Origin of the sequence: Pseudoalteromonas sp. B131b (assembly GCF_037162545.1) — a bacterium.
Lineage (GTDB): Bacteria > Pseudomonadota > Gammaproteobacteria > Enterobacterales > Alteromonadaceae > Pseudoalteromonas > Pseudoalteromonas fuliginea.
In genome coordinates this window covers 705,156-730,466 of sequence record NZ_JARLUZ010000001.1, presented here as the reverse complement: position 1 = coordinate 730,466, position 25,311 = coordinate 705,156, and the positions used below count along the sequence as shown (strand labels likewise).

Genomic DNA, 25,311 nt, shown 5'->3' with positions numbered 1-25,311 from the left:
GATTTAGTGATGGAATTAGCAATTAAAGACGCTTCTGGCGGTCTTGAAGTTTCTGAAGCTACTTTTGGACGTGAGTTTAACGAAGCATTAGTACACCAAGTAGTTGTTGCATACGCAGCAGGTGCTCGTCAAGGTACTCGTGCTCAGAAGACACGTTCTGAAGTAAGCGGTGGTGGTAAAAAACCATGGGCTCAAAAAGGTACTGGCCGTGCACGTGCCGGTACAATCCGTAGCCCAATTTGGCGTTCAGGTGGCGTTAGCTTTGCAGCTAAACCACAAGACCACAGCCAAAAAGTAAACCGTAAAATGTACCGTGGTGCGATTAAAAGCATCTTATCTGAATTAGTTCGTCAAGAGCGTTTAATCGTTGTTGAAAGTTTTGCTCTAGCAGCACCAAAAACTAAAGAACTAGTTGCTAAGCTTAAAGAACTTGAGCTTAAAGATGTTCTTATCGTGACTGAAGAAGTAGATGAAAATCTTTTCTTATCGGCACGTAACCTTTATAAGGTTGACACGCGTGATGTAGCTGGTATCGATCCTGTAAGCTTAATTGCTTTCGATAAGGTACTTATTACAGCCGCTGCTGTTAAGCAACTTGAGGAGGCGCTAGCATGATTCGCGAAGAACGTCTTTTAAAAGTGATCCTTGCTCCACATATCTCTGAAAAAAGCACTATTGCTGCTGAAGAAAACAACACTATTGTTTTCAAAGTAGTAAATGACGCAACTAAAGCTGAAATTAAAGTAGCAGTTGAGAAGCTTTTTGAAGTAGAAGTAACTGGTGTTCGCACACTTAACGTTAAGGGTAAAACAAAACGTACTGGCGCACGTTTCGGTCGTCGTAGCGACTGGAAGAAAGCTTACGTTACTCTTAAAGAAGGCAGCGAGCTAGACTTTGTCGGCGGCGCCGAGTAATAAGGGGATAGAATTATGGCACTTCAAAAGTGTAAGCCTACTTCTGCGGGCCGTCGTCACCTAGTTAAAGTGGTTAACCCAGATCTACATAAGGGTAAGCCATACGCACCACTTTTAGAGAAAAACTCTAAATCAGGTGGTCGTAATAACAATGGTCGTATTACGGTTCGTCATATCGGTGGTGGTCATAAACAACATTACCGTTTAATCGATTTTAAACGTACTAAAGATGGCATTCCAGCCACTGTTGAACGTTTAGAATACGATCCAAATCGTAGCGCAAACATCGCTCTTGTATTATATGCAGACGGTGAGCGTCGTTACATTATCGCACCAAAAGGCTTAAAAGCTGGCGATGCAATCCAGTCTGGTGTTGATGCACCAATCAAACCTGGTAATGCATTACCAATGCGTAATATGCCTGTAGGTTCGACTGTTCACAACGTAGAATTAAAACCAGGTAAAGGTGCTCAAATCGCACGTTCTGCTGGTGCATACGTTCAAATCCTTGCTCGTGATGGTCAGTATGTAACATTACGTCTTCGTTCAGGCGAAGTTCGTAAAGTTGAATCTGATTGTCGTGCGACTCTAGGTGAAGTAGGCAATGCTGAGCATATGCTTCGTTCACTTGGTAAAGCAGGTGCAAATCGCTGGCGTGGTATTCGTCCGACAGTTCGTGGTGTTGCCATGAACCCGGTAGATCACCCACACGGTGGTGGTGAAGGTCGTACATCTGGTGGTCGTCATCCTGTGTCTCCATGGGGTAAGCCGACTAAAGGTGCGAAGACGCGTAAGAACAAGCGTACGGATAAATTTATAGTACGTCGTCGTACTAAGTAATATTGAGGAATAGCCATGCCACGCTCTCTCAAGAAGGGTCCTTTTATAGACCTACACTTGCTGAAGAAGGTAGAGAAAGCTTTGGAAAGCGGTGAGAAAAAGCCAATTAAAACTTGGAGCCGTCGTTCAATGATCATACCTAACATGATCGGATTGACCATTGCTGTCCATAATGGTCGCCAGCACGTACCAGTTTTCGTTTCTGACGAAATGATCGGTCACAAACTAGGTGAATTTGCACCAACTCGCACTTACCGTGGCCATGCTGCGGATAAGAAAGCGAAGAAACGATAAGAGGGGAAGATAAATGCAAGCATTAGCTAAACATAAATTCGCCTCTGGTTCGGCGCAAAAAGCACGTCTAGTTGCAGATCAGATCCGCGGGTTACCTGTCGATCGCGCACTAGAAATCCTGGCGTACAGCCCTAAGAAAGCCGCTGTATTAGTTAAGAAAGTACTTGAGTCTGCTATTGCTAACGCAGAGCATAACGAAGGTGCTGACATTGATGAGCTTCGCATAACAACGATCTTTGTGGACGATGGTCCTACAATGAAGCGTATTATGCCTCGTGCTAAAGGACGCGCAGACCGCATCCTTAAGCGTACAAGCCATATCACTGTTATGGTTTCAGATAGCTAGGAGTATAAGTAATGGGACAAAAAGTTCATCCTACTGGTATTCGCCTAGGTATATCTAAACCTTGGGTTTCTACCTGGTACGCGAGTTCAAAAGATTTCTCTGCACAGCTTTTTGGCGATCACAAAGTTCGTACATTCCTTACTAAGGAATTGAAAACGGCTTCTGTGTCTAAAATCGTTATTGAGCGTCCAGCAAAATCAATCCGTGTAACAATCCATACGGCTCGTCCGGGTGTTGTTATCGGTAAAAAAGGCGAAGACGTAGAAAAATTACGTCAAGCGGTAACTAAAATCGCTGGTGTACCTGCTCAGATTAATATCTCTGAAGTACGTAAACCAGAACTAGATGCACAACTAGTAGCAGACGGCATTGCCTCTCAACTAGAGCGTCGTGTTATGTTCCGTCGCGCTATGAAGCGTTCGGTACAAAATGCAATGCGCATCGGTTCTAAAGGGATTAAAGTTGAAGTTAGCGGTCGTCTTGGCGGCGCTGAAATCGCACGTTCAGAATGGTATCGTGAAGGTCGTGTACCTCTACATACTCTTCGTGCTGATATCGATTACGCAACTTCTGAAGCCTTAACCACTTATGGTATCATTGGTGTTAAAGTTTGGATCTTCAAAGGCGAAGTTATTGGTGGTTTACCACTAGTACAAGAGCAAGAGAAGCCAGCTAAACGCGCACCAAAGAAAGCCAAGAAAAGTGCTAAGTAGAGGTAGCGAGTAATGTTACAGCCAAAACGTACAAAATTCCGTAAAATGCACAAAGGCCGCAACCGCGGTTTAGCGCAAAACGGTAACAAAGTAAGCTTCGGTACTTTCGGATTGAAAGCAACTGGCCGTGGCCGTATGACTGCTCGTCAAATCGAAGCAGCTCGTCGTGCTATGACGCGTCACGTGAAACGTCAAGGTAAAATCTGGATTCGTGTCTTCCCTGACAAACCGATTACAGAAAAACCTCTTGAAGTTCGTATGGGTAAAGGTAAAGGTTCTGTTGAATATTGGGTTGCTGAAATTCAGCCTGGTAAAGTACTTTACGAAATGGAAGGTGTTTCAGAAGAGCTTGCTCGTGAAGCGTTTGACCTTGCTGCTCGTAAACTGCCATTCAAAACAACTTTCGTAACTCGGACGGTAATGTGATGAAAGCTAGCGAACTAAAAGACAAAAGCGTAGAAGAGCTTAATGCTGAACTTCTAGGACTACTTCGTGAGCAATTTAATATGCGCATGCAAGCTAGTACTGGTCAGTTGGCTCAGACACACACGCTAAGAACAGTACGCCGCGATATCGCGCGTGTAAAAACAGTTATTAACCAGAAGGCAGGTCAATAATGAGCGATAAAATTCGTACTCTTCAAGGCCGTGTAATCAGCGACAAGATGGAAAAATCTTTCACTATCGCTATCGCACGTTACGTGAAGCACCCAATCTATGGGAAATTCATTAAACGTACGACTAAGTTACACGTACATGACGAAAATAACACAGCAAAAGCGGGTGACGTAGTTACTATCCGTGAATGCGCACCAATTTCTAAGAATAAATCTTGGACTTTAGTAGACGTTATTTCTAGTCCAAAACTAGCTTAATTTTTTAATTAAATTAGTTTTGTAAAAAAGCCCCGGCATTAGCTGGGGCTTTTTGTGTTTAAGGCACTGTCAATTTTAAAAGTCATAATTCCAACTGACATAAATCTTTGAGCAATTTAACGAGTTAAATTACGACTATAACGTCGTTAAAATTTTTATTTAGAACAACTAGATAAAATTTTTGCCTAGTTCTTGCTTAATTTTCTTAACGTTAAATAGACCCCATATATAAGTAGATTGGTATAATCTGGGTCGAATAATTACGAAATCTGAAACTAAAAGAGTGTCGCGAATCGTAAAGCATTGAGTTGTTCGCATCATATAAAGAACGTCACGAATAGATATTAAATGTAGTTAAAATATTCGTAATTGATTTTATACTTTCTTTTTTAGAAAAAGCTTATATAGAAGCAGACTTATTAATAGTGTGACAAAAACATATAACGAGGAATACCAATAAAATACGATTTTCTAATCGGCCAGCATTTCGTTGCTCTCTATATATTTTCGCCTTGCCTAAAGCTGAAAATTCAACCTCGAAAGATAAACACGCTCTAGTTTTTATATAAGTTAACCTAAACTCTGGATAATAAATTTATCTCGAGCAGCTACTTTCAGCGCTAACTGCGTTGAATTTACCTACAATAGGCAGCTATTGGCGCGTAAATTCGTCTTGTTTTCACTGAAAATCTCTAGCTAGAGAAATAAATTTAAATATCACCATGATTCAATACGTTAGTAAATCTCTTAACCAGAGTTCAGGTTAAGTTATTTAAAGTGCTTTACCTCAACTTAACTTGAGCTTTTATGATGTGTTTTTTATTTTAGTAATAAGTGATATGTATACCATTCAAAGTTATTTATTAAGCTTAGGGATTACTCAATACCAGCCATCTATCGAGCAGATACAAAATATTGTGAAATTAGTTCAGCACTCTTTTAAATCACCGAATATATTTACGATAAACGCTCTAGATTGGGCTAATAACAATAAGCGAAAACCATTTACGAGTGCTGAACTTACGTTGCTTTCAGGACTATTGGTTAACGTTGGTTATAAGTTATCAATGTATTCAGCTAAGCAAGTTGTTGTAGTGCATAATCGGCAAAGTCTACTTATTACTTTTGGAGAAAGCAGTTTTAGTACTAAGGATGGCAGTAATGTGGTCTTTCAATAGTGGGTAATAAAAAAGCCTCAGAAAATGCTGAGGCTCTTACTTTGTTTATTCGCTATTACCAAATCATCTCTACAAATTCAGGATGGTCGATATATGGATTACGATTACCTTGAAATTCATAAGCGGCTTGGTTGCGATCTAACTCCATTTGGCTCACAGGATCACTGTTATGCCAGTTGAGCAGCATGGCTACAACCCAGCTTTCAAATACTTGGTTGCGTGAACCGTTAAGTACTGCGTTGCTTGAGGTAGTTATATTTTGCCAAGAGCCAATTACATTTTCGTAGCGTGTTGCCATATAAAAATAAGCGCGTGCAAAGTCACCTTTAAATTCATCAATTGGCTCAAATACAGTACCTGAGTAATTTAATGAGCTTGTAGCTGAACCTAATTTGCTGCCGTTAGTGGATGTAAATGAAGCACTTGATACTTCACCAAATGGATAGTTACTACGCTTTGAGTTTACATAACCATCGGTTGCGTAAATATGGTGAACATCTGAGTTCATAGGTTCAATAGTGCCGCCAAACCAACTTTTCGGGAATGAATGCTCACGGTTGTAACAGCCGCCTTCTCCACTATAGTTACCGCACTGATCGCTCACGGCTGTATAGTTATAGCTGTCTGAACCGTTTGGCTTTTCGCTATACATATCTAAAATACTATTATCGTTTTCAAAGTATTTATCACGTGCTGATGAATCATAAAAATTCCAAATCGCCGAATAACCCTGTGCATTATGATCTTTAGTAATATTATAAAGCTCAGTTTTCAGCGCATAGCCAGTTAAGCCCTGTGTCGTTACATAATAACCAGTGGGTGTTGGATTAGTTCCGCCAGAGCCATCACCAGGTTCTGTGCCAGAGTTTCCTAACTCAAAAGCTGAGCTGTCTGTATTGCTAAAGCTCGCACCGCTGGCAAGAGTGATAGAGCCTTGCTTAAGTGTATAGCTACCATTACCAGTAGAGCAACACATGCCATCACCATAACTATCACTAATTACAAGCGTGTATGCCCCATCAGTTAAGCATATTTGTTCATCATACTGAGTGTTTGACTCATAACCACCACCGTTAGCAATTGAACTACCTTGACTATTATTAATAGACCAGCTTGTTTCGCTGCCATAATTATCGGTATTAAGCGTTAGGGTAAGGCTATTGTCAGAACAGCTTGTTGATGAGCCACCATCGCTATTTGGTAAAAAATTATCTACGTAGACAATTTCGCTACCGTCAAATCCACTAACATCATAAAAACGCAGACCCACGTTAATTGTTTTGCTGCTACTTGCTGTGTAGCTATGGCTGATTTTTTGCCATTGATTCGTTTGCGCCTCATTTGAATAGCCTTGGTAACCATCGACATACAAACGGGCTTTAATTTTACCTTCCGTATGGTAAATATCAGCAGAAAAATCGTAAGTTTGACCTGCTTCAACAGCAATTTGCTGTAGTAAATCCGTGTTACTTTGCGAACCAGTTGTTACATTTACAGCAGCAGAGCTACTACCGCTTTTCACTGTGCTAGTTGAGCGTGATAAGTTAATACCGCTATCTATAGTAGTCCATGATGCAGGTGTATTTCCTGACCACTGTTCAAAGCTACCATTAGCTACATTGGCCATTACTGGCAGTGAGCCGAGTAATAAAGCCGTACTAAGTAGTTTGTTTTTATATGTCCCGTATGACATGAGTATTCCTATTTTTTATTTTGAATGGAGAATATACCTTATATTAGTTTGGTTACAAAATTGTTAATTTAAAATTCGATAAAAAGCAATAATAAGTCTTTAATCTGTTTTTGAAGGTAATTTTATAAATTAATAACTAAATGGAATATCAAAGCAGATTCTATTCTTTTTTTATCTATGCAGACCCCGTTATCCTACATACTTAGAAAACCTCAACAGATACACTCTGGATGAGGTAAAACTCATTTTTTAACAATACATAAAGTGTATTGTGTTTAATTTTCAGGGTTATGGGGAATCGATTCATGTTGTTAGGTCAACTAAATGCTGCGGCAAGTCCGCTATCGCAAGAGCAAGTACAGAAGCTGCAAGGTTTAGTGGCTGAACTTAATCCAATTCAACAAGCGTGGGTAAGTGGTTACTTAGCTGCTAATGCTAATTCAGCTGCGCTAGGAGCTCCTATTTCAGGCGCACAGGCTAATGGCGATTCTGCAGCACTAACTATTTTATATGGTTCGCAAACGGGTAATGCAAAAGGTGTTGCTACCAAAATGAAAGAGCAGGCCGAATCACGAGGCCTAGCAGTTAAATTGGTTAGCATGTCTGATTACAAGCCAACAGCCCTGAAAAAAGAAAAGTTTTTAACTGTCGTTGTGTCTACTTATGGTGAGGGTGAGCCTCCTGAAGACGGTGAAACACTACATGAATTTTTAGCCACTAAAAAAGCGCCAAAACTAGACAATGTAAAAATAGCCGTTATTGGTTTGGGTGATTCTAGCTATGAGTTTTTCTGTCAAACAGCAAAAGACTTTGAAGAGCGCTTAAATAAACTTGGTGCACAAACTATATATCAACGTGCTGATTTAGATGTAGATTACGAAGATGAAGCTGCAACATGGATCGCCGGTGCACTTGATGCATTTGAGCCAGATTTAAAAGCGCAGCAAGGCGTTACTTCGGGGCAAGTAGGATCAATGCCATTTGGCGCACCAACGTCTGCAGCAAGCCAATACACAAAGCAAAACCCATTTGAAGCAGAGCTTTTAACAGTTCAAAAAATTACCGGTCGCGACTCAACCAAAGATGTACGCCACGTTGAAATTTCACTTGAAGGTTCAGACATTACTTATACACCAGGTGATTCATTAGGTGTGTACTTTTTAAATGACGATGTATTAGTTGATGAAGTACTTACACTCACTCAAATAGATGCAGCAAGCATTGTAAAAGTAGGTGATGAAGAGCTAAGCGTACGCGGCGCACTTATTGAAAAACTAGAGCTGACTCAGTCATACCCAGGTTTTGTAGAAAAATACGCAACAGCAACAGGTACGCCTGAATTATTAAAGCTTGTGGAAGATAAAGCTGCAATGCGTGCGTATATTGAACCTCGCCAGATATTTGATGTAATTCGCCAAAATCCAGCAAAAATTGATGCGCAAACATTAGTCGATTGCCTACGTAAGCTGCAAGCTCGCTTGTACTCAATTGCATCTAGCCAAGCAGAGGTTGAAGACGAAGTGCATTTAACTCTAGGCTTAGTTGAGTTTGATGCGTTTGATAGTGAGCACTTAGGTGGTTGTTCGGGTTACTTAACTCGCCGAGCTGAAGAAGGCTGTAAAGTTAAAGTATTTAGCGAACACAACGACAATTTCCGCCTACCCACTAACGATGATACACCGGTGATTATGGTTGGCCCAGGCACGGGCATTGCCCCATTCCGTGCATTTTTACAAGAGCGTGATGCGCGTGAAGCACAAGGCAAAAACTGGTTGTTTTTTGGTAACCCACATTTCACTCAAGACTTTTTATACCAAGTAGAAATACAGGGTTATTTAAAATCGGGCCTACTTAATAAAGTGGATGTCGCATTTAGCCGCGACCAAGCCGAAAAAGTATACGTGCAAGACAAGTTGCGCAGTAACAGTAAAGACGTGTTTGAATGGTTAGAAGCTGGCGCTCATTTTTACATTTGTGGTGATGCAAATCGTATGGCAAAAGATGTACACAGCGCCTTGGTCGATATCATCAAAGAAAACACAGGCAAGAGCGATGAAGACGCAGAGCAATACTTAAAAGATTTGCGTAGCGCAAACCGCTATCAGAAAGACGTGTATTAATCACGTTTCTTATTTTATTTAACAGCTAACAGCCGTCACTGTAACAAATTTAGGATTTAAAATGAGCGAACAAGATAAAAACGTAAAGCTTTCTGATAACGAGCGTTTGAAAAGAGAAAGTAACTTTTTACGTGGCACCATAGAACAAGATTTAAAAGACGAAATTACCGGTGGCTTTACCGCTGATAACTTTCAGTTAATTCGTTTTCATGGCATGTATCAACAAGATGACCGTGATATACGTGGTGAGCGTGCTAAGCAAAAGCTAGAGCCGCTACATAATGTAATGTTACGTGCGCGTATGCCTGGCGGTATTATCAAGCCAGAGCAGTGGTTAGCAATCGACAAGTTTGCTGATGAAAAAACAAGCTACGGCAGCATCCGTTTAACAACGCGTCAAACGTTTCAGTTTCATGGTGTGCTAAAGCCAAACATCAAAGGCATGCACCAAATGCTTGATAGCGTGGGCATAGACTCTATTGCTACCGCAGGTGACGTTAACCGTAATGTGCTTTGTACTACTAACCCCGTTGAGTCTGAGTTACACCAAGAAGCTTACGACTGGGCTGCAAAAATTTCTGAACATTTATTACCAAAAACGAAAGCGTATGCTGAAATTTGGCTAAATGGCGAAAAGGCAGAAACCACAGAAGAGCCAATTTTAGGATCTAACTACTTACCGCGTAAATTTAAAACAACGGTAACCATTCCGCCTAATAACGAAGTTGATGTGCATGCGAATGACTTAAACTTTGTGGCAATTGCTGATAACGGCAAGCTTGTTGGCTTTAACGTACTTGTTGGTGGTGGCCTTGCCATGACTCACGGCGATACAGCAACTTATCCGCGTAAAGCAGATGACTTTGGCTTTATTACGCTCGAAGATACCTTAAAAATTGCAGAGCATGTTGTATCTGTGCAGCGCGATTGGGGTAATCGTTCAAACCGTAAAAATGCAAAAACTAAATACACATTAGACCGTGTTGGCGTTGATGTATTTAAAGCAGAAGTAGAAAAACGCTCAGGTGTTACGTTTGCACCAAGCCGCCCATTTGAGTTTACTCATCGTGGCGATCGTATTGGTTGGGTTGAAGGCATTGATGGTAAGCACCACTTAACACTATTTATTCAAAGTGGTCGTATTTTAGACTACCCAGACAAGCCGCTTAAAACAGGTTGTCGTAAAATCGCAGAAGTTCACCAAGGTGACATGCGTATGACGGCAAACCAAAACCTAATTATTGCTGGCGTACCTGCAGATCAAAAAGCTGTGATTGAAGAGATTGCACGTAGCCATGGCCTGATTGACGACAAAGATTCGCAGCAGCGTAAAAATTCAATGGCGTGTGTTTCACTGCCAACGTGCCCACTTGCAATGGCCGAAGCAGAGCGTTACTTACCAAGCCTAGTAGAAAAAACTGAAGCATTACTTGCAAAGCACGGTATACCAGATGACAGCATTATTATGCGCGTTGTAGGTTGCCCGAACGGCTGTGGCCGCGCAATGCTTGCTGAAGCTGGTTTAGTAGGTAAAGGTCCTGGTAAGTACAACGTTTACTTAGGTGGTAATTTAGAAGGCACGCGTATTCCTAAATTGTACCTTGAGAACGTAGGCGAAGATGTTTACCTAGACGCATTCGATAAGCTAATTGGCCAGTGGGCTAAAGAGCGCAACGACGGTGAGTGTTTTGGTGACTTTGTTATTCGCAAAGGCATTGTTGCTGAAGTAAAAGTATCAGTAACCGATTTTCACGCTTAATTAAATACCAGCGCTAAGCGCTGGTGAGGTTTGGAATTTACCATGAGTGAATTTAAAAACATTTTACAGCTAGATAAACAAAGCCAAGCGGCTATGTTAGCTGATGCTAATGGTTTACTAGCAAATATGAGCGCAGAGCAGCGCGTTGCGTGGGCGCTTGATAACTTACCTGATACGGCCTTTTTATCATCTAGCTTTGGTATTCAAGCAGCGGTAATGCTGCATCTAATGACCTCACAGCGTCCTGATATTCCTGTTGTATTAACCGATACAGGTTATTTGTTTCCTGAAACGTATCAGTTTATTGAGCAAATGAGCGAGCGCTTATCACTTAATTTAAAGGTGTATAGAGCACAGCTTAGTCCTGCATGGCAGGAGGCTAAATTTGGTAAATTATGGGAGCAAGGCGAAGGTGGAATTAAGCAATATAATCAGCTTAATAAAGTAGAGCCAATGACCCGTGCGTTAAAAGAAATAGAAGCGGGTACTTGGTTTAGTGGCTTAAGACGCGATCAATCATCTACACGTGCAGATAAACAGTTTGTAGAAATTAGTCGTGGCACAGTTAAAGTGTACCCGATTATTGAATGGTCGAATCGCGATGTGTATCAGTATCTTACTAAGCATGACTTACCTTATCACCCATTATGGGAGCAAGGTTATGTGTCGATGGGAGATGTACACACTACGCGTAAATTAGAGCCGGGTATGACAGAAGAAGAAACTCGTTTCTTTGGTTTAAATCGTGAGTGTGGGTTACACATTGATGGCGATGGTATTTAACGCGGCACACGTATAGCTAAATCGAAAATAAAAATGCAGCTTCGGCTGCTTTTTTATTGTGAAAAAATTGCCGGATTAAGTATTTTTAATTAGACTCAAAGGATAAAGGATTAATTTAAAGCAGGAACGCTATGAAATACTTTGCCTATTTAGCAATATCAATCATGACTATTGCGCTCATATCTTTATTTTATTTAAAAAAGCCCGATGGTAAAACATGGCTTTCAGTGTCATCAATGAGTGACAAGTCGCACCATATTAAAGAAAAAATAGTGACGCTCACCGATAATGCTGTACATAACGTAAAGCAAGCAAGCGAAAAAATAGTAAGCTCTACAGCCTCAAATAGTAAAATTTTTAAATGGCAAGATGACACAGGTCAATGGCATTTTTCAGACACGCCAAATCCGCATGCAAAAAGCATTGAGGTTAAACTCAATCCAAAAGATATTACAGTTATTGCCGCAGAAGATACGTCTATTTTAAATAACACTCCAAAAGTATCAAGTATGTCAGCAGCATCAGAAACAATAAGTATTTTAGATCCTGATTCTGTTCAAAAGTTATTTGAAGATGCAGGGAGCGTACAAGATAAACTTGAAAAACGTAACAAAGAAATTAATAGCTTAAGCGGTCTATAATAAAGCTAAGGTTTTTATAGGCACGTCGCGATAACGTTTCTCGGCTTCCATGAATAATATGGTTAAATATATCTTTGTCGAAGTGGCAATAGTACCCCTATAGCAATATATGCAGCCGCGACCATTATCCCCTTAATATCATGCTCAACAGTAAAGTAGCTCGATACAATTAATGTATGGCCAGTCACAAAAAGGCCTCCCTTTATTAAAAGGGAGGCCTTTGTTATTTTTAAAACATACTTTGCTTAATCGAGCATATTACGCAGTACATATTGTAAAATGCCGCCGTGTTTGTAGTAATCCCACTCTTTAGGGGTATCAATACGTACATCGGCACTTAAGCTAACTTTTTTACCTTCAGCATTGGTTGCAATAACGGTGACTTCATCGGTTTTATCATACAAGCCATCAATATCAAATTGCTCTTGCCCTGTTAACCCATGTGACTCGTAGCTTTCACCTTCTTTAAATTGCAGCGGTAATACACCCATACCAATTAAGTTAGAGCGATGAATTCGCTCATAGCTTTGCGCTACAACCGCTTTAACGCCTAATAAAAGAGAACCTTTAGCTGCCCAGTCGCGAGATGATCCCGTACCGTACTCTTTACCGGCCAAGATAATTAACGGAGTTCCGTTTTTTTGATACTCCATAGCTGCATCATAAATACTTGCTAAGTCATTTTCTGGCTGGGTACGTGTTACACCGCCTTCAGTTCCCGGTGCTAATAAGTTTTTAAGGCGAACGTTGGCGAAAGTACCGCGCATCATTACTTCGTGATTACCACGGCGTGAACCGTACGAGTTAAACTGGCCTTTATCTACGCCGTTTTTTTGCAGGTATAAACCTGCTGGTGCATCTGCTTTAATAGCGCCCGCCGGGGAAATATGGTCAGTGGTTACTGAATCCCCAAGCTTAGCTAGACAGCGCGCACCTTCAATCGTCGGAATGCCCGGTGGTTCTACTTTCATGCCATCAAAAAAGGGTGCTTTTTTAATGTAGGTTGATGCATCGTCCCAATCATAAAGTTTACCATCAGGTATTTGAATTTGCTGCCAGCGGCTGTCACCTTCATAAACGTTAGCGTAGCTTCTTGCGAACATTTCTTTAGTCACTGTTTCTTTAACTAAGTCACTAACCTCTTTAACGCTTGGCCAAATGTTTTTAAGGTAAATATCGTTGCCGTTAGGATCTTGAGCTAGAGGTTCGTTGTATACGTCAATATCTGTTCTACCTGCAATAGCGTATGCAACAACAAGCGGAGGAGACGCTAAAAAGTTCATCTTAACGTCTTGGTGAATACGCCCTTCAAAGTTACGGTTACCCGATAAAATAGAGCTCACTACCAATTTATGTTTTTGAATCGCGTCTGATATTTCAGTTGCAAGTGGCCCTGAATTACCAATACACGTCGTACAGCCATAGCCAACTAAGTTAAAGCCTAGACTTTCTAGGTCACCCATCAAGCCTGCTTTTTCTAGATAATCAGTAACTACTTTAGAGCCAGGTGCAAGGGATGTTTTAACCCAAGGTTTTACATTAATACCTAATTGCTTCGCTTTTTTAGCGACCAAACCTGCGGCTAAAATTACACTCGGGTTCGAGGTGTTAGTACAACTGGTTATGGCGGCAATAACACATGCGCCATCGTTTAGCTCAAACTCTTGCCCTTTAAATTTAACTTTAGCGACGCCCATAAATTGCGCTTCATCAACAGGTTCATCGGGGTTTGTTGCCGGCCCTTCACTTTCGATACGAGCTTGTTCTTCATCGCTTTTATCACGACGAGCCATACGCTCATCTTGAAAGCCTTTTAAATGCTCGCTAATAACTTTGCCAGCCTCATTTAAGGCAATTCTGTCTTGAGGACGTTTAGGTCCTGCAAGGCTTGGTACAACATCATCTAATTTAAGCTCGAGTGTGTCGGTGTAATTAGCTTCGTCGCCATCGTTACGCCATAAGCCTTGGTGCTTAGCGTAATCTTCAATGAGTTTAAGTTGCTTCTCATCGCGGTTTGTTAAGCGAAGATAGTTAATAGTTTCATCATCAATCGGAAAAATACCACACGTAGCGCCGTACTCTGGTGCCATGTTAGCTATGGTTGCTCTATCAGCGAGTGGTAAATCGGCAAGCCCGTCGCCATAAAACTCGACAAATTTACCCACTACACCATGATTACGTAATATCTCTGTTACTGTTAATACTAAATCAGTTGCGGTGGTCCCTTCAGGTAGGCGGCCGCTTAGCTTCATACCCACTACTTGTGGGATGAGTAAGCTAATTGGCTGCCCAAGCATTGCTGCTTCGGCTTCAATACCGCCTACACCCCAACCAAGCACACCTAAGCCATTAATCATGGTGGTGTGAGAGTCAGTCCCTACAAGCGTATCTGGGTAAGCGAATTTTTTGCCATCGCGCTCTTCATTAAAAACAACGCGCGCTAAATATTCTAAATTCACTTGGTGAACAATACCGGTTGCGGGTGGCACTACTTTTAAATTATCAAAAGCGGTTTGCCCCCAACGCAAAAATTCGTAACGTTCTTTATTTCGGTCGTATTCAAGCTTTGCATTTAAATCAAAAGCACCCTCGTTACCATAGCCATCTACCTGTACCGAATGGTCAATAACCAGTTCTGCCGGTGACAACGGATTTATTTTTGCAGGGTCCCCACCTAATTTTTCCATTGCGTCACGCATTGCGGCTAAATCAACAATAGCGGGTACGCCTGTAAAATCTTGCATAACAACACGAGCTGGGGTAAAGGCAACTTCAGATGCTGGTTTTGCTTGAGGATCCCAATTAAGCAGAGCTTGAATGTCTTGTTCTTTAATGTTTGCGCCATCTTCGTTACGAAGGAGGTTTTCGAGTAATACTTTTAAGGAAAAGGGCAATCGTTTTGCTTTGTCACCAAGTCCTTTTAGAGAATGAATATGGTATTGCTCACCATTAATTGTGAGCTGATGTTGGGTGTCGAAACTATTATTCATTATTTGCCCCTTTATGAATTATAAAAATATTTTGAAGAGTGACCTCTGTAGTGCTTGAGTTGCAAAGTACATACCAGCGTAAAAAACCATACTTAGAGAACGAAATTTATACAGTTACCAAGATAGAGATGATGCTGAAAACTTTATTTTCAAGGATGATTTAAAAGAGGGAGGGGGCCAAACGTTATTCGGCCCATACTGACACCTACTTGATTAAAAAATGATCATTTTATCGCATTAAATAACGCACTCACTGCGTTAAAAATTATTTTTATAGAACAACTATATATCGTAATTTCGCCTCGTGATTACGCTATTTTCTTAGCGTTATAATAGCCCACTAATTTAATGCAATTGGTATAATTATTGTAACCAGCCTTGTTGCGTAACTTTAACACTCACACAAAGTAAAACCGGCCAAAAGTGCCTCTTAATACGGCAATAGTAAATGTAATGGTTAACTAAATAGGAATGTTAGAATGCGCAGCTTATTGATTTATAGTTGGTTTAATTATTATCTTGGGAGTCATCATCTGCATAAAAAATACAATAACGCCAAGTAAGTTCCATACGAGTTGACACCCATACAGCAGGTTTAAACCTATTGACAGGCATTTAACCACCTTATTTTTATTATTTACTAACACGCCCTAGGTTATTGAAGAGTAAAAAGGCCAACTATATAAGTTGGCCTTTTTATATAAAAAGAGGGGGTTTTAAATACTTAACCAAATGAAATAGGACGACGTCCTGTTTTGTCATCTACTTTTGGCTTTTTAGTTCGCTTACGCTTACTTTTAGCAGGCTGAACTGTTGGTTGAGAGGCCGCCGGCTTTGGTTCAGTGTGAGTTTGTACAGCAGGTTTTTCTGCAGGGATTGCATCCGCACTTAGTGATAGTTGAAAAAACTCACCATCAAATTCTAACACATCACCACTGTATAATTTTTTCCGTTTAATTGTACAAATTTCATGGTTAACACCCACATAGCCTTCAGTTATTAGGTTTTTAGCTTGGCCGCCACCTTCAACTAAGTTTAGTACTTTTAATAATTTACAGAGCTCAATCGGCTCTTCTTCTAATTCTATTTCTATGTATTCTTCGTTCATATTTGCTCTCGGTGGGGTAACGCACAAGCTTTAGTATAAAGGCTTGCAGCTACTTTTGCACCAAAGCAAGTGACTTTAGCTAATTGTAATAGGTAAATAGTTATGAAAGTTTTTATGTATTTTGTCTGTCTTTAAAAAAACTGAAGCAATTGAAGGTTAAGCTTTGCAGCAGTTAATTTTACGTATGGCCTGCTAATTGCTAAAACTTTGGCGGAATAAATATTTTTCATTAAATGGAGTAGGAAATGGGCGTAAGATTAGCAATGAAAAAAGAGCTAATGGGATTAGATAATTCAGGTATGTTAACTGCTGACGATGTTAGAGAGCACCTTGCTAATTCTGTAAAAAAGCAAGCTGATCAAGATGAGCGCGGTTTTTCTGTAATTTCAAAATTCAATGATACCCATAGCCGTTTAGTTAGTGGTGATGCCACGAGAAAAACAAAACTTGAATTTGAACGTCATCGTTTGTTTAAAGAAGTTTTATATACTCGCAAAAGTGTTGATGCTTGGTTAGATAGCCAAACAAATTAAATTGCCATAAATAGTTACCTTCAGTAGACTACAATTGTAATCAAAAAGGGGTAGCTATGAAAAATGGAATTTTAATATGTGTGTTGGCATTACTATTAGCTGCGTGCCAACAATCTACCGTGTATGTATTTAGTGAAAACTTGCAAGATGAACAGCGCAATCAGCTCGATGCTGCGCTAAAAGCACAATCGCTCCCTTATGAATATGTTGAGCTGGCAATTCCATCAGAGTTTAGTGAAGCCACATTACTCTTATCAAGTGACAAAATTTACCCAAAAGAGACTGAGAAGTTAGCTACTATTATGCAGGGGCTAGGTTACGAGCCACAAGTTAACTATTCAACGCGTTCAAATCATTTTTATGGTGATGGCAATATAGGATTTTATCTAAAAAATGCAGTGGCGGGTACAACCTTTGTTATGCCTAAAAAGTTACGAACAACTCAATGCAGCGAAGACAAGTACAATGATTTAGCGGTCAAATTTGCAAATGAACATGTTGAATTTACACTACCAAGTGGCGCAATAGTTAGGCTGAGTTGGGAGTATTTATATGGTTACGTTGTCATTTATTACAAAAATTATTCGCAAACATACAGTCACTCACGACCACTTATAAATACGCCCTTTGGCGCCAAACCATCCGATACTTACAGGTTTACAGCTCACGTTAATAACCCCAACTGGCTTGATTGCTCACTACAAATTGTTTATATGGACTGAGTGATAGAGTTAACCGTGGGTTTCTATATGCTCACTTAGTTTTGCAATTCGTTCGCTCATGCCCTCGATAATACGGTCTTTAATTTTTTCACGTATAACATTAGGTAAACGAGTCAATGCTTCAGGAGTTATAGCGAGTACGATAGTGTCGCTTTTAGCTTGGGCATTGGTACTTCTTTGTCTGTTACCAATAAAGGCGCCTTCACCTATAAATTCACCGGGCTCAATAGTACCTAGTTCTAATAAGTGATTATGCTTAAAGACTAAAAGGGCGCCACTTAGTACAATGTATAAATGTTTGTCGTTATCAAACTGCTTAAATAAAAATTGCTGTTGGTTAACTAAATACAACAGGCCAAACGATTCTAATAATATTTGACGTTCGTTGAGCGTAAACTCTTTAAAAAGTGTAGCCTGTTTATAATTTCCATTTGTTTGAATAATGGAATATGTTCGATTAGCTTCATCAATAACCAAATTTGTTAGACACGTTTAATTAGCTAATATTGCGCTCTTTTAACTTACGGGTCAACGTGTTGCGTCCCCAGCCAATTTTTATAGCTGCATCTTGTTTATGGCCAGAACAATTGGCGAGAGCTGTTTTTATTAGCCGAGTTTCTAGTTGTGCTTGAATATCGGGCCAAATATTTTCTTTGCCTTGTTTAAGTTCGTGGTTAAGCCATTGTTGAAATGCATCAAGCCAATCACCTTCCTCTTGAATTGGCGACGCATCAAGGATCTCAGGCGGTAAATCTTGTTCTGTAACAAGTTCACCTGGCGCCATCACAGTAAGCCAACGACACGTATTTTCGAGCTGACGTACATTACCTGGCCAATTAAAGAGTTTAAGCTGCTCTGTTGCTTTAGGGCTGAGTACTTTGCTTTCTACTTGTAAGTCTTTAGCGCTTTTGTGCAAAAAATGTTGCGACAAGCGATCAATATCTTCAGTGCGCTCCCGAAGAGCTGGCAAGCGTAGGCGTACTACGTTTAAACGATGAAATAAATCATCCCTAAATTTACCTTGTTTAACTAAGTCTTCCAGATTTTGATGCGTAGCTGCAATAATGCGTACATCCACCTTTATGCTTTGATGCCCGCCCACACGATAAAATTCACCATCGGCAAGCACGCGCAATAAACGTGTTTGCACATCAAGAGGCATATCACCAATTTCATCTAAAAAAAGCGTGCCGCCATTGGCTTGTTCAAAACGCCCTTTACGCACACTATCAGCGCCCGTAAATGCGCCTTTTTCGTGGCCAAATAATTCTGACTCAACAAGTTCTTTTGGAATTGCGGCCATGTTAAGTGCAATAAATTGATTTTCTTTACGTGGACTATGATTATGTAAGGCGCTGGCGACCAGTTCTTTGCCTGTGCCAGACTCACCATTTATTAATACACTCATGCTAGAGGCTGACAGTTTACCTATTGCTCTAAATACCTCTTGCATAGCGGGTGCTTCACCAATTATGTGTGCACTTTTAGGTGGGGCCTGCTTACGTTTAGTTTTTTTGTAGAGTTTGCTCTAAATGCACTTTCAACAAGAGCAACCGCTTCGTTTAAATCAAACGGTTTAGCTAAATACTCAAAAGCACCTTTTTGAAAGGCATTAACGGCCGAATCTAAATCTGAGTGCGCGGTCATTATAATAACCGGTAGCCCAGGGTTTTGCTCTGCAATAAGCTCAAGTAAAGCCATGCCATCCATGCCAGGCATTTTTACATCAGACACCAAAACAGCTGGTTGGCTAAACTTTAATGCACTTAATACATCTTGCGCATTAGCAAAGCTTTCCGTGTTAAACCCTGCTCGGGTAAGTGCCTTTTCAAGTACAAAGCGAATTGAGGCATCATCATCTACAAGCCAAACTGTTTTCATGCAAACTCCAAACATTAATCTGCAAAGGGCAGATAGATATTAAATTCAGTATGTCCAGGCCAGCTATCACATTCAATATAGCCGTCATGCTGATCAATAAGCGTTTGCGCAATAGAAAGTCCAAGTCCTGAACCACCTTCTTTATTGGTGATCATCGGGTAGAACAATGTTTCGCGTATGCTGTGGTCAATGCCTGGTCCGTTATCAGATATTTGGATCAACAAGGCTTTTTTAGGTGCTTTACCTGGGCGACGATGTTGATGGTTTATGCGGGTTTTTATTTTTATTTCACCGCCATCTACAAGCGCCTGTTGGGCATTTCGAACAATGTTTAATACGACTTGTTGTATTTTGCCTTGGTCAATATATACATCAGGAATACTCGGGTCATAATCCTTCACTAAGCCAATATTAGAACAATTATCTAACGTACTTAGCCTGACAACCGACTCTAGGGTTTGATGAATATTGCCATAAGACTTTTGCGGTAGCTGATTTGGCCCTAAGAGCCTATCTACTAATTCGCGCAATCTATCTGCTTGCTCAATGATAAGCTCAGCGCATTGGTCTCTTTCTTGTTGATCAACTTCATACTGCAATAACTGCGCCGCTCCGCGAATTCCACCTAAAGGATTTTTAATTTCGTGCGCTAAGCCACGAATTAAGTTTCGTGCAGCTTGATATTGATGCATTTGGTTTGATGCTTGGTCGTGCTTTATTTCATCATCTGTTTGGCGCCATTCTAATAATATATATAACGTGTCTTTAAATTTAAGCTGTCTTGAGCTGACTGCTACCTTGGCATGACGAGAATCGCTAAAAACCACGTCAGCTCTATGTTGCTGGCAATCAACGCCATCAATTAATGAATACTGTTCAATACGTTTCAAGTCAATAGAATGGTAATTAAAAAGGCTATCGAAAGGTTGATCTAACAAGCGTTTAGTACCAAGGCCAAGTAACTCACTCGTACTGGTATTAGCATAAACAACAGTAAATTTTTTATCGAGCAACATGACCGCTGTTGTTTGGTTTTGCCAGATAGCGTCAAGCAGTTCTGGGCTGAAAATTTCATTATTAATCATAGTTGCACCATTTTAGTGCGCTAATATTTGCAGGCAATTAATATCAATAAAATGCACTGCTGCGCCTCAGTTTTAAACTTAAATTTAGTTCTTGAATGTTATACCAATCTGCTTAATTAAGTGAGCTATTTTGAGGTATGAAAACCGTGTCGATAACAGGGCAAAAAATTCGTTATTTAGTTGTTCTATATCAGAAATTTTTAACACAGTTAGCGTCAAGCTTAAGCCCTCAAATTGATCAAGTATTATTGCGGATTGGTATTAAGCCCTTTCTGCGCATAAAAAACACATAAGGTTGGCTCACGGCAATAATTTGGTTTTTATTATTCAACAGCTTTACTTGCAATGTATGTTCACCGCGTTCAACATCTTTTATAGCAAAGGTTGAATCATGACTAGCAGGGCCATGTGTTTGACCATCAACAAACAGCTGTATTGTTAACCCACTTTCGAACCGTGGTGTTATACGGCTGGTAACATATACCGTGCCTGTATTTTCATGAATTGTCTGATTATGCTCTGGTGACAAAATAGCAATGTTAAACGCTGCTTTTTGGGGTTGAGGTTGGTTATTTAAAATATAAGTATTGGTCGCAGGCATTGTAAGGTGCTGACTTGTAAGCTTTACCTCCGTCGCGCCTTTATGCGGTGTATCTGAGAACACTAACACGCCATTTTTATCTTCCCAAGCGTATATTTTTTTCAGCAGCATAGCCATAATTACTTAATCCTAAAGTAATTGTTAGTAATAAAATGTAATTATTCACTCGGCGGTCCTGCGTTTTAGAGTAACTTTACTCTAGTGGAGATTGCTTTGATTTACCATTAAAAAAGCCCGCAGAGCAGCGGGCTTGAGAACACACATATTTTTTACAGCTTAATTAACAGCTGTAGTACATTTCAAACTCAACTGGGTGAGTTGTCATGTTAAGTTTTTCAACTTCTTTAGATTTAAGTGAAATATAAGCATCAATTAAATCATCAGTGAATACACCACCTTGAGTTAAGAATTCACGGTCTGCGCTAAGTGCAGATAGTGCTTCGTCAAGTGATGCTGCAACCGTTGGAATTTCTGCTGCTTCTTCAGCTGGTAAGTCGTATAAATCTTTATCCATAGCATCGCCAGGGTGGATCTTGTTTTTGATACCATCAAGGCCAGCCATAAGCATTGCTGAGAAAGCAAGGTATGGGTTAGCAGTTGGATCTGGGAAGCGTACTTCAATACGACGACCTTTTTCAGATGGAACCACTGGGATACGAATTGATGCAGAACGGTTACGTGCAGAGTATGCAAGCATAACTGGTGCTTCAAAACCTGGTACTAAACGCTTGTACGAGTTAGTAGAGGCATTTGCAAAAGCATTGATTGCTTTAGCATGCTTAATGATGCCGCCAATGTAGTAAAGTGCATCTTCAGAAAGACCGCCGTACTTATCACCAGCAAAAAGGTTTACACCATCCTTAGCAAGTGACTGGTGACAATGCATACCAGAGCCGTTATCACCAACAACTGGCTTAGGCATAAACGTTGCTGTTTTACCGTATAAGTGAGCCATGTTATGGATAACATATTTCATTTCTTGAATTTCATCCGCCTTTAATACCATTGTATTAAAGCGAGTAGCGATTTCGTTTTGACCTGCTGTTGCTACTTCGTGGTGATGTGCTTCTACTACTTGGCCCATTTCTTCTAGCACTAGACACGTAGCTGAACGCCAATCTTGGAAGTCATCAACTGGAGCAACTGGGAAGTAACCGCCTTTGACACCTGGACGGTGACCTGTGTTGCCATCTGCATATTCTTTATCTGAGTTCCAAGCAGCTTGCTTAGAATCAATTTTATACATAGAACCAGACATGTCTGATTTGTATTTAACGTCGTCAAATACGAAAAATTCTGGCTCAGGGCCAAATAACACAGTGTCTGCAATACCAGTTGAACGCATGTAATCTTCAGCACGCTTAGCAACTGAGCGTGGGTCACGTTCATAACCTTGAAGTGTTGAAGGTTCAACAACGTCACAACGAACAATTAGTGTTGTTTCTTCTGTGAAAGGGTCTAATTTGATAGAGTCTGCATCTGGTAATAAAACCATGTCTGACTCATTAATGCCTTTCCAACCAGCGATTGAAGAACCATCGAACATTTTACCGTCTTCGAAAAAATCTTCATCAACTTGATGATGAGGAATAGAAACATGTTGTTCTTTACCTTTAGTGTCAGTAAAGCGTAAATCAATGAACTTAACGTCATTTTCTTTAATAAAATCTAAAACCGATTGTGACATGTGTCCTCCAAGTGTGGGGTTTTGTTATTGCTGCATAATTGCTTTAGCATTTATTAAGCTGATTTTGTGCCATTTTTATAACTGCATGTTTATAAATTAAAAAAATAAGTTGTTATAAAATCCAGTATAGTGGTGCACTAGTTTGGTGCGTAAAATATCCCTTTTGGTGCAATATTTACACGGTGCAATTTGCTGATAATTTAATCGCTTAAAATTAGCATAAACTAAATGCAAAAGAGTACCAAAAAGATCGGAAAAATAGCCAAAATGGCTGTTTTTCGAAAAAATATCGAAATTTAATTCATATAATTGTCATATATAAAACAGATACTTAGTGAAAGTATTGAGAAAGTTTTAAAATTTGTATTGGATAAACTTTCATCCATGTCATTAATGAGGGATAATATGCGCCCTTTTAAATCCTATGCTTGGACATCTCGTGAAAACGCAGATGAGTGCGTAGATCTTGCAGGATCATTGAGAATTTAATTTCTCTGAGTAAATATATGAGCATCGAAAAGTTAAGAAATATAGCGATTATCGCGCACGTTGACCACGGTAAAACAACACTGGTTGACAAACTACTTGAGCAATCAGGTACATTAGAAACACGCGGCGGTAACGAAGAGCGCGTGATGGACTCAAACGACATTGAGAAAGAACGTGGTATTACCATTTTGGCTAAAAACACAGCCATTTCTTGGAACGACTACCATATCAATATCGTAGATACTCCGGGACACGCCGATTTCGGTGGTGAAGTTGAACGCGTACTTTCGATGGCTGACTCAGTATTATTACTTGTTGATGCTCAAGAAGGTCCAATGCCACAAACGCGTTTCGTTACGCAAAAGGCATTCGCGCAAGGCTTAAAGCCAATCGTAGTTATCAATAAAATTGATAAGCCAGGTTCACGTCCTGATTGGGTTATGGATCAAATCTTTGATTTATTCGACAACCTTGGCGCAACTGACGAACAGTTAGACTTTAAAGTAATCTACGCTTCAGCAATCAACGGCTGGGCAACACTAGATTTAGACGAGCCATCAGAGAACATGGAACCTATGTTCAAGATGATCGTTGAAGAAGTATCACCACCGGATGCAGATCCTGAAGGTGACTTCCAAATGCAAATTTCTCAACTAGATTACAACTCTTATGTTGGTGTAGTTGGTATTGGTCGTATTAAACGTGGTTCTGTTGCTCCTAACCAACAAGTTACTATTATCAGTGCTGATGGCACTACACGTAATGGTAAAATTGGCGCAGTACAAAGCTACCTAGGTCTTGAGCGTATCGAAACTGATAGAGCTTACGCTGGTAACATCGTAACTGTAACAGGTATTGGTGAGCTTAAGATTTCTGACACAGTTTGTTTCCCAGGAAACGTTGAAGCATTACCACCACTAAGTGTTGATGAGCCAACTGTAACAATGACATTCTCTGTAAATAACTCACCTTTCTGTGGTAAAGAAGGTAAGTTTGTAACGTCACGTAATATCCGTGAGCGTTTAGACAAAGAATTAGTACACAACGTAGCACTTCGCGTTGAAGATACTGCTAGCCCAGATAGCTTCCGTGTTTCTGGTCGTGGTGAATTACACCTAGGTATCTTAATCGAAAACATGCGTCGTGAAGGTTACGAGCTTTCAGTTTCTCGTCCAGAAGTTATCTTACGTACTGTAGATGGCGTTCTAGAAGAACCGTTTGAAACAGTGACTATTGACTGTCAAGACGAGCATCAAGGTTCTGTTATGGAACAAGTTGGCCTACGTAAAGGTGAACTTACTAACATGACTCCAGATGGCAAAGGCCGTATGCGTTTAGACTTCATGATCCCTAGCCGTGGTTTAATTGGTTTCCAAACTGATTTCATGACGCTTACTTCGGGTTCTGGTCTTATGTACCATACGTTCGATCATTACGGTCCTCACAAAGGTGGCGACATCGGTGTTCGTAAGAACGGCGTAATGATTGCAAACGCAACTGGTAAAGCACTTACTAACGCGTTATTCAACTTACAAGAGCGCGGCCGTTTATTCATCGGTCACGGTGTTGAAGTATACGAAGGTATGGTTATCGGTATTCATAACCGTGATAACGACCTTACAGTTAACGCCCTTAAAGGTAAGCAGTTAACTAACGTACGTGCATCTGGTACTGATGAAGCGCAAACGCTTTCTCCGCACCTTAACTACTCACTTGAGCAAGCGCTTGAGTTCATCGATGATGACGAGCTAGTTGAAGTTACTCCACTAAACATTCGTATCCGTAAGAAACACCTTACAGAAAACGAACGTAAACGTGCGGGTCGTGCACCTAAGTCATAATCTATTAATTTAGAATAATGATTTTAAAAGCCGCTGTATTGCAAAATACAGCGGCTTTTTTGTGGGTGAGATTAATTAAGTAAAAAGGTTAAAGGAGTTTTTTACTAACGAGCTCACCGAGATGCTGTGTGGTATATCTAGGTCGACTTATAAATATGTGTTGTTATTGGGTAATAGTGTTGTTATAAATTATCAAAGATTTTGCTGGCGCAAACACTA

General features: G+C 40.3%; 22 protein-coding genes and 3 pseudogenes. 17 read left to right on the top strand and 8 right to left on the bottom strand.

Going from position 1 to position 25,311, the window contains the following annotated elements:
- Positions 1-9: 9 nt before the first annotated feature.
- The 10 genes from rplD (at position 10) to P4S65_RS03410 (ending at position 5,159) form a co-directional block, all read left to right on the top strand.
- Positions 10-615, top strand: a complete 606-nt coding sequence (rplD, locus tag P4S65_RS03455; RefSeq protein WP_002957897.1) for a 50S ribosomal protein L4 — start codon at positions 10-12, stop codon at positions 613-615.
- Positions 612-914 (top strand): 50S ribosomal protein L23, encoded by a 303-nt coding sequence (gene rplW, locus P4S65_RS03450; RefSeq protein WP_002957896.1) that lies wholly within the window; start codon positions 612-614, stop codon positions 912-914. Before rplD ends, rplW begins: the two co-directional genes overlap by 4 nt.
- A gap of 15 nt (positions 915-929) precedes the next feature.
- Positions 930-1,754: a 50S ribosomal protein L2 gene (gene rplB / locus P4S65_RS03445; protein ID WP_007376192.1), complete on the top strand. Its 825-nt coding sequence runs from the start codon at positions 930-932 to the stop codon at positions 1,752-1,754.
- 15 nt (positions 1,755-1,769) lie between these two features.
- Positions 1,770-2,048: a 30S ribosomal protein S19 gene (rpsS, locus tag P4S65_RS03440; RefSeq protein WP_004588689.1), complete on the top strand. Its 279-nt coding sequence runs from the start codon at positions 1,770-1,772 to the stop codon at positions 2,046-2,048.
- Positions 2,049-2,061: 13 nt separating this feature from the next.
- Positions 2,062-2,394 (top strand): 50S ribosomal protein L22, encoded by a 333-nt coding sequence (gene rplV / locus P4S65_RS03435; protein WP_002957892.1) that lies wholly within the window; start codon positions 2,062-2,064, stop codon positions 2,392-2,394.
- Positions 2,395-2,405: 11 nt separating this feature from the next.
- On the top strand, positions 2,406-3,107 hold the full coding sequence (rpsC, locus tag P4S65_RS03430; protein WP_002957891.1) for a 30S ribosomal protein S3: 702 nt from the start codon (positions 2,406-2,408) through the stop codon (positions 3,105-3,107).
- 12 nt (positions 3,108-3,119) lie between these two features.
- Complete coding sequence (rplP, locus tag P4S65_RS03425) at positions 3,120-3,533, top strand: 50S ribosomal protein L16 (protein ID WP_002957890.1); 414 nt, start codon at positions 3,120-3,122, stop codon at positions 3,531-3,533.
- Complete coding sequence (gene rpmC, locus P4S65_RS03420; protein WP_002957889.1) at positions 3,533-3,724, top strand: 50S ribosomal protein L29; 192 nt, start codon at positions 3,533-3,535, stop codon at positions 3,722-3,724. Before rplP ends, rpmC begins: the two co-directional genes overlap by 1 nt.
- Complete coding sequence (gene rpsQ / locus P4S65_RS03415; RefSeq protein WP_007376193.1) at positions 3,724-3,981, top strand: 30S ribosomal protein S17; 258 nt, start codon at positions 3,724-3,726, stop codon at positions 3,979-3,981. Before rpmC ends, rpsQ begins: the two co-directional genes overlap by 1 nt.
- 839 nt (positions 3,982-4,820) lie before the next feature.
- A complete protein-coding gene (locus tag P4S65_RS03410) occupies positions 4,821-5,159 on the top strand; it encodes a hypothetical protein (protein WP_337119583.1) in 339 nt (112 codons plus the stop codon).
- Positions 5,160-5,214: 55 nt separating this feature from the next.
- Here the strand turns inward: P4S65_RS03410 and P4S65_RS03405 are convergent, their stop codons facing one another.
- Positions 5,215-6,852, bottom strand: coding sequence for an endonuclease (locus P4S65_RS03405; protein ID WP_008133324.1), 1,638 nt, complete (start codon positions 6,850-6,852; stop codon positions 5,215-5,217).
- A 305-nt stretch (positions 6,853-7,157) separates the two neighbouring features.
- Here P4S65_RS03405 and P4S65_RS03400 point away from each other — a divergent pair, with 305 nt between their 5' ends.
- The 4 genes from P4S65_RS03400 to P4S65_RS03385 all read left to right on the top strand — a co-directional run bounded on the left by P4S65_RS03400 (position 7,158) and on the right by P4S65_RS03385 (position 12,155).
- On the top strand, positions 7,158-8,972 hold the full coding sequence (locus P4S65_RS03400; protein WP_337119582.1) for an assimilatory sulfite reductase (NADPH) flavoprotein subunit: 1,815 nt from the start codon (positions 7,158-7,160) through the stop codon (positions 8,970-8,972).
- Between the two features lie 61 nt (positions 8,973-9,033).
- Positions 9,034-10,731 (top strand): assimilatory sulfite reductase (NADPH) hemoprotein subunit, encoded by a 1,698-nt coding sequence (cysI, locus tag P4S65_RS03395; protein WP_337119581.1) that lies wholly within the window; start codon positions 9,034-9,036, stop codon positions 10,729-10,731.
- A 42-nt stretch (positions 10,732-10,773) separates the two neighbouring features.
- Entirely contained in the window at positions 10,774-11,514 is a 741-nt protein-coding gene (locus P4S65_RS03390; RefSeq protein ID WP_033029261.1) for a phosphoadenylyl-sulfate reductase, read from the top strand.
- Positions 11,515-11,645: 131 nt separating this feature from the next.
- Positions 11,646-12,155 carry a DUF4124 domain-containing protein gene (locus P4S65_RS03385; RefSeq protein WP_337119580.1) on the top strand — a complete coding sequence of 170 codons (510 nt, stop codon included), beginning with the start codon at positions 11,646-11,648 and terminating at the stop codon, positions 12,153-12,155.
- A gap of 245 nt (positions 12,156-12,400) precedes the next feature.
- On the opposite strand, the gene acnA is transcribed toward P4S65_RS03385, so the two are convergent.
- Complete coding sequence (gene acnA, locus P4S65_RS03380) at positions 12,401-15,145, bottom strand: aconitate hydratase AcnA (RefSeq protein WP_337119579.1); 2,745 nt, start codon at positions 15,143-15,145, stop codon at positions 12,401-12,403.
- A gap of 724 nt (positions 15,146-15,869) precedes the next feature.
- On the bottom strand, positions 15,870-16,253 hold the full coding sequence (locus tag P4S65_RS03375) for an RNA-binding S4 domain-containing protein (RefSeq protein ID WP_337119578.1): 384 nt from the start codon (positions 16,251-16,253) through the stop codon (positions 15,870-15,872).
- A gap of 245 nt (positions 16,254-16,498) precedes the next feature.
- Between P4S65_RS03375 and P4S65_RS03370 the strand changes: the two genes are divergently transcribed.
- Positions 16,499-16,786, top strand: a complete 288-nt coding sequence (locus tag P4S65_RS03370; RefSeq protein ID WP_007582180.1) for a hypothetical protein — start codon at positions 16,499-16,501, stop codon at positions 16,784-16,786.
- 56 nt (positions 16,787-16,842) lie between these two features.
- A complete protein-coding gene (locus P4S65_RS03365; protein ID WP_337119577.1) occupies positions 16,843-17,508 on the top strand; it encodes a hypothetical protein in 666 nt (221 codons plus the stop codon).
- Between the two features lie 9 nt (positions 17,509-17,517).
- On the opposite strand, the pseudogene P4S65_RS03360 reads toward P4S65_RS03365, so the two are convergent.
- The 5 genes and pseudogenes from P4S65_RS03360 to glnA form a co-directional block, all read right to left on the bottom strand.
- A pseudogene (locus P4S65_RS03360) lies at positions 17,518-17,975 on the bottom strand (Crp/Fnr family transcriptional regulator).
- Between the two features lie 29 nt (positions 17,976-18,004).
- Positions 18,005-19,389, bottom strand: a pseudogene (gene ntrC, locus P4S65_RS03355) (nitrogen regulation protein NR(I)).
- Positions 19,390-19,403: 14 nt separating this feature from the next.
- A complete protein-coding gene (gene glnL, locus P4S65_RS03350; RefSeq protein WP_008133339.1) occupies positions 19,404-20,474 on the bottom strand; it encodes a nitrogen regulation protein NR(II) in 1,071 nt (356 codons plus the stop codon).
- Positions 20,475-20,712: 238 nt separating this feature from the next.
- A pseudogene (locus P4S65_RS03345) lies at positions 20,713-21,241 on the bottom strand (DUF4124 domain-containing protein).
- A 114-nt stretch (positions 21,242-21,355) separates the two neighbouring features.
- The gene (gene glnA / locus P4S65_RS03340; protein ID WP_007376208.1) at positions 21,356-22,762 is read right to left on the bottom strand and encodes a glutamate--ammonia ligase; all 1,407 of its coding nucleotides are present in this window, start codon (positions 22,760-22,762) and stop codon (positions 21,356-21,358) included.
- Positions 22,763-23,268: 506 nt separating this feature from the next.
- Here glnA and typA point away from each other — a divergent pair.
- Entirely contained in the window at positions 23,269-25,092 is a 1,824-nt protein-coding gene (gene typA, locus P4S65_RS03335; protein ID WP_007376210.1) for a translational GTPase TypA, read from the top strand.
- The last annotated feature ends 219 nt before the right edge of the window (positions 25,093-25,311 follow it).